This window comes from Streptomyces soli, assembly GCF_003999195.1.
Taxonomy (GTDB): Bacteria; Actinomycetota; Actinomycetes; order Streptomycetales; family Streptomycetaceae; genus Actinacidiphila; species Actinacidiphila soli.
Genome location: NZ_RJVR01000411.1, coordinates 1 through 3,883 on the forward strand (window position 1 = coordinate 1; position 3,883 = coordinate 3,883).

At 68.3% G+C, this 3,883-nt stretch carries 4 protein-coding genes and 1 pseudogene; 2 read left to right on the forward strand and 3 right to left on the reverse strand.

Annotation, left to right across the window (positions count from 1 at the left end; all coding sequences use genetic code 11):
- Positions 1 to 127 precede the first annotated feature (127 nt).
- Together EFK10_RS48370 and EFK10_RS46790 are read right to left on the reverse strand one after the other, a co-directional pair.
- On the reverse strand, positions 128 to 412 hold the full coding sequence (locus EFK10_RS48370) for a DUF2180 family protein (RefSeq protein ID WP_164836528.1): 285 nt from the start codon (positions 410 to 412) through the stop codon (positions 128 to 130).
- A 418-nt stretch (positions 413 to 830) separates the two neighbouring features.
- Entirely contained in the window at positions 831 to 1,268 is a 438-nt protein-coding gene (locus tag EFK10_RS46790; protein WP_127361695.1) for a Fur family transcriptional regulator, read from the reverse strand.
- 695 nt (positions 1,269 to 1,963) lie between these two features.
- Here EFK10_RS46790 and EFK10_RS46795 point away from each other — a divergent pair.
- Positions 1,964 to 3,115 (forward strand): annotated as a pseudogene (locus EFK10_RS46795) (ATP-binding SpoIIE family protein phosphatase); the annotation flags it as partial.
- Positions 3,116 to 3,256: 141 nt separating this feature from the next.
- Here the strand turns inward: EFK10_RS46795 and EFK10_RS46800 are convergent.
- Complete coding sequence (locus EFK10_RS46800; protein ID WP_322973481.1) at positions 3,257 to 3,697, reverse strand: DUF1877 family protein; 441 nt, start codon at positions 3,695 to 3,697, stop codon at positions 3,257 to 3,259.
- Between the two features lie 5 nt (positions 3,698 to 3,702).
- Between EFK10_RS46800 and EFK10_RS49175 the strand changes: the two genes are divergently transcribed.
- On the forward strand, positions 3,703 to 3,883 hold a 181-nt coding region (locus EFK10_RS49175), incomplete at its 3' end, for a hypothetical protein (RefSeq protein WP_206305869.1).

Consider the following 3,883-nt stretch of genomic DNA (forward strand, 5'->3'; position numbering starts at 1 on the left):
CCCGAGGCCGCCTGGATCAACAAGCCCGACCAACCCCGACCGGACGAGCAAACAATCCCGGCACAGGGATAGAACGATCTACCTGCCTTGATCACGTTGACAGGTTCCGCGGGGGGAGTCAGTCGAGTCAGAGGACGGCGACGGCAGGGTGTTGGCTGCTTTCCTTGTGGCCGGGGCGCTGCTGGAGATCGGTGCTCCTGGCCTGACGGGGGTTGATCGCCGCGTAGCAGGTGGAGCAGACCAGCCGCCGTGCTCCGGCCTGTGACTGTGGGATCACGCCGATGGGCTGTCGGCGGACAGTGACGCCTACGACGTGATCGAGGCAGACACCGGCACCGCAGTAAGCGCAGCAGCCGACGGTGGCTTTCGGGTCTGCCGACGATGCGGCTGTTGTGCATTCCAGGCAGTTCATGGACGGTTCCTCCGGTGTGTGGGATGGGTGCGTTCGGCGTGATCTGACCATCCTTGCCGCAGGCCGGGCGGGTGGCTGGCGGATGGCGGGGGGTGGGCCTTGTGGTGGCCTGTCCGCCCGTAGCACCCACACTACCTCTAGATTAGACTGAGTCAAGTCTTGTGGGGTGGTGAGTGTGCGGCGAGGCGCCGGTATCACGGCGCCGGGGTCGAGGTGCTGGCGTGTGCGGCCGCCGGGCCGCCGGGCCGGCGGGCCGACGGGAGGCGTCGGTGTCATCGGCATCGGCAAAGCACCCCTTGGATTCGACTCGGTCGAATCCAAGAAGTGCTTTGCTCTGCTGCTGGGTGGGCCGTGCCGGAGAAGCCGCGCCGGGGGCGTGTGTGTCGTCCGTGGGCGGGCCGGCGGGGTGGCGGGGGGCCTATGAACCTGCGACGGTCTCCTGGCACTGCGCGCACAGCCCCCACCAGGTGATCTCGGCTTCGTCGATGGCGAACCCCTTGCTCTCCACAGGGTCCAGGCAGGGGGCGACCCCGGTGTGGCAGTCGACGTCCTCGAGGACCCCGCACTTGCGGCACACCAGGTGATGGTGGTTGTCGCACACGCGCAACTCGTAGAGCGCCGGGGAGCCGGCCGGCTCGAAGCAGCGGATCAACTGCGCGTTCGTCAGGACCTCCAGCGCGTTGTAGAGCCCCTGCTTGGACAGCCCGCTGGAGCCGGACTTGCGCGCCCCGATCCGCCTCTCAAGATCCGAGGCCGTGGAATGCGGATGACCCTGAAGCGCTGTCAGGATGGCGCGGCGCGGTGCCGTGTTGCGCAGCCCTTTGCTCTTGAGTAGGTCTCCAGCTGACTGCTCCATGACTGCTGTCACACTCCTTCGGTGCCCGGCTTCGGCCGGTAAGGCTCATTTCCCCACCGCGCTGCTGGGCCTTGCGCGCGTCCGTCTGGATGTGCGCGACGGCCGTCGGCGGGAAACGGGGCCGACGCAGCGTTGTGGAGTGCGCGTGCATGCACTCGGCGTTCTGGGCCTGCAACCGTAACCTCAAAACTTGACTGAGTCAACTCTGGTGCGGGTGTGCGCGCCGGAAGGGGTGACGGTGGTGAGGTGGCCCCCGGAACGGGCGGGGCCGACTCCCCGCCGCGATCGCCCCCTACGCCTGGCTCCTGGACCATGCACTGCTGGACCGGCCCGACAACGAGGAGATCTTCGGCCCTGGCGGTCCCCGCGCCTTTGGACCGGCCCGACAACGACGAGATCTTCGGCCCTGGCGGTCCCCGCGCCTTCCAGCGCAGCCCTGTGCACCTTTAAGCGCGAGCACCGTCGCTCCCCCGGCCAGTTGACCCACGCCACTCGCAAAGACTTGACTTAGTCAAATCTACGATTGTAGATTTCATCACGAACCGGCCCACCGCGTCTGACGGCGAATCGTCCGCAGGGCCGTGGGCGACGACGCCCTTCCCTTTAGCGATCCGCCACGCCGGGCGTTCCCCTCGGCCCCCAATCCCCCCAAGGCCCCCAAAGCGGGCCGCACACCTCAAGGAGGTGGACCGATGGCCAACCGGTACACCCGCGAACGCACCGCGGCCCTCGCCCTCCAGCGCGACCTGCTCCCGCAGCGCCTGTCGGGTGGGTCCGCGGTCGAGGTGGCCTCGCGCTACCTGCCGGCCGACATCCACCGCGGCGTCGGGGGTGACTGGTTCGATGTGATTCCGTTGTCCGGTGCCCGGGTGGCCCTGGTCGTCGGCGACGTGGTCGGGCACGGCATCAACGCCGCGGCGACCATGGGCAGGCTCCGCACCGCCGTGCACGCCTTCGCCGACATGGACCTGCCCCCCGACGAATTGCTGGCCCACGTCGACGACCTGGTCGTCCGCCTCACCGAGGAGGACGCCGATGCCGCGGGCCCGGCCACCGCGGTGGTGGGTGCCACCTGCCTGTACGCCGTCTACGACCCGGTCACCCGGCGCTGCACGATGGCACGGGCCGGCCACCCCCCGCCCGCGATCGTCGACCCGCACGGCCACGTCACCTTCCCCGACCTTCCCGCCGGAACCCCACTCGGGCTCGGACTGACCCCCTTCCCCTTCGAGTCCGTCGAGCTGGAACTTCCCGAAGGCAGCACACTCGCCCTTTACAGCGACGGCCTGGTCGAAACCCACGATCAGGACATCGACACCGGGATGCACCGCCTGGCCACCGCCCTCGCCCACCCCCGCCTTCCGCTGGAAGACCTCGGCTCGGCGGTGCTCGACACGCTGCCGACCGGAGCAACGTGCGATGACGTCACGCTGCTCCTCGCCCGCACCCGCACCCTCAGCCCGGACCAGGTGGTCTCCTGGGACCTGCCCAGCGACCCGGCCGTCGTCAGCACCGCCCGGTCCCTGGCCCTGCGCCAACTGACCAAGTGGGGACTGCAGGATCTCGCCACGGCCACCGAGCTGATCGTCAGCGAACTGGTCACCAACGCCATCCGCCACGGCACCGGCCCGATCCGTCTGCGCCTGATCCGGCACCAGGTCCTGACCTGCGAAGTCTCCGACAGCAACACCAGCCTCACCCGCCTGCGCCACGCCCGGACCACCGACGAGGGCGGCCGCGGCCTCTTCCTCGTCGCCCAGCTCTCCCACCGACGAGGCACCCGCTACACACCGGACGGCAAATCCGTATGGGCCGAACAGGAACTGACCCCCACGGCACAGCAGTGAAGTACAGCACCCCCCACGACCGACCACAGGCGGTATCGTCCGCCATGGACCCCATGGTGACCTGTATGACCGCAGGCGCCCGACTCGACTAGAGCTACGGATCAGAAGTGTGCAGGTCTCTACGGCCTGGACTACCGGCGGTTAGTCGAGCCAGATGAGCATGGCGTCGCCATCACGTGCCGCAGCCGCGAAGAACGGCCGCAGCGACTCAAAGTGGCCACGCACATAGTCGAGGGACTCCGAGGTATGCCAGATCAGGGGATATACCTCGGCGCGGGTCGGGTCTGTACGGTCATCGGCTCTTACAAGATTTTCGTAGCTGGTGATCGTGGACCGTGCAGCTCGCTGTCGGTGATCTCGGCCGACAGTGAGCTTGGTGGATGACGCAGACGGTGATGGCGTGGGGCTGCTGGAGTTCGTAGGCGAGGGCTTCCTATGCCGCGGTTCCCGCCGTGACCGTTGACGATGAGCAGCTGACGGGCGGGGTGGCACGGACGAGCGTGGCGGTGTTCGGAGAGACGGTGCCGGCAGACCAGGCGTACTCAAGCGACAGGCCGTAACGGCAGAGCGGGCAGCGCTCACAGGTCGTGACGGTCGCCGTAGCGCTCGATCAGCCGCTGGACGAATCGTTCGGTCGCGGTGGAGAGCCTCGTGTTCTGACCATCACCCTGCTGACTGGCGTCATCTCCACGCCGCCCTGGCCAGCCTTGGGGGGCGTCGCCGTGAAGTGGTCGCCGGCGGCTTCGCTGGCACCGTGCCGGAGTTTTC